At 69.1% G+C, this 1400-nt stretch carries 1 protein-coding gene; it reads right to left on the bottom strand.

The genetic code is table 11. From position 1 onward, the window contains the following. Positions 1-113: 113 nt before the first annotated feature. Positions 114-1343 carry an IS701 family transposase gene (locus OKJ99_RS08705; protein ID WP_326015280.1) on the bottom strand — a complete coding sequence of 410 codons (1230 nt, stop codon included), beginning with the start codon at positions 1341-1343 and terminating at the stop codon, positions 114-116. Positions 1344-1400: the final 57 nt, after the last annotated feature.

Here is a 1400-nt window from a genome sequence, read left to right as displayed (position 1 = left end):
CCTAGTAGTGCTTCGTTAGGTTCTGGTTCTGGTGAGTGGTTGGCCGCAGGTGGTGCAGGTGCCGGTCCAGCACCGGAGCATGTCCTGCAGGGTGTCGAGGACTTGGTAGAGGCTCAGGCTCTGCTCGGGGCTTTTGGGTCCAGGCGCCGGAGGGTGAGGAAGGCCTGGGCGGCGGTGACGAGGGTGACGTGGTGGTGCCAGCCGCGCCAGGTGCGGCCCTCGAAGTGGTCCAGGCCCAGGCCGTGTTTGAGTTCGCGGTAGTCGTGCTCGATGCGCCAGCGCATCTTCGCGAACCGCACCAGGTCCGCGAGCGGGGTGGTGGCGGGCAGGTTGCTCATCCAGTACCCGGTCGGTGCCGCTTCGTTTTCGCTCTGTTCGACGAGCAGGGTGCGCAGGGGCAGCACGCCGTCCCACCGGCTGCGTCCACCGGCCTGTTCCTGGGCGGCGCGGCGGGCGAGCTTGCCCGCTGGCCGCACCTGGAGCACGGCGAAGCGCGAGGTCATCGGGCCCTTGCTGCCTTGTCGCCAGGTCACCTGCTGGAACGATGTGGTGGCATCGACGACATCGGTCAGGGGCCGGGCGGCCTCGCGATAACAGGGCCGGGTCGGCGGCCCCAGCCCGCCATAGGGCACCTGATACGGCTCGGCCGCCTCCATCTGGACGATTTCCTTGGGATCGACGGCCACCACATAGCGCCAGCCGCGGTCCTCCAGCGACTGCCGGAAGGAGACGCTGCGGCCGTAACCGGCATCGGCCACGATCACCGGCACCCGTCCCAGCCAGTCGGCCAGCCGGTCCAGCAGGCCCAGCGCCAGCCGGGACTTGGGCACATGCCTGACGTCCTCGGGCACCCCGGCCGCCTTGCGCCGCCGGGCATCGTCGGCCCACTCCCCGGGCAGAAACAAGTCCCACTCCAACGGGCACGACGCCGTGTCCGTAGCGGCATGCACACTGACCGCGACCTGGCAGTTGGCCCGCTTGCCCAGCGCGCCGCAGTACTGCCGGGCCACGCCGACCGACGCCTTGCCGCACTTGGGGAACGACACGTCGTCGACCACCCACACCTCGGGCCGGATCGCCTGGCAGAGCCGCTCGGCGATCCGCCGGCGCACCGGTGTCCAGTCCCACGGCGACTGGCTGACGAACTGCTGCAGTGCCTGCATGTTCCCGTCCGGCAGCCGCGCGGCCATCGGCTGGATCGACTTGCGCCGCCCGTCCAGCATCAGCCCGCGCAGATAGCATTCGCCCCAGCCCCGCTGGTCCTTGCGCGGCACCGAGGCGAACACATCCGCGACGAAGAGTTCCAACTCCGCCCGCAGACGGTTCACTTCATGTGCGTCCACACATCCAGCATGCTCCTGATCAGCCTCAACGAACAGACCTAACGAAGCACTACTAGG

The sequence above is a fragment of the Streptomyces endophyticus genome (assembly GCF_035798155.1).
GTDB classification, from domain to species: domain Bacteria; phylum Actinomycetota; class Actinomycetes; order Streptomycetales; family Streptomycetaceae; genus Streptomyces; species Streptomyces endophyticus.
This window is presented reverse-complemented; position numbering and strand designations above follow the sequence as displayed.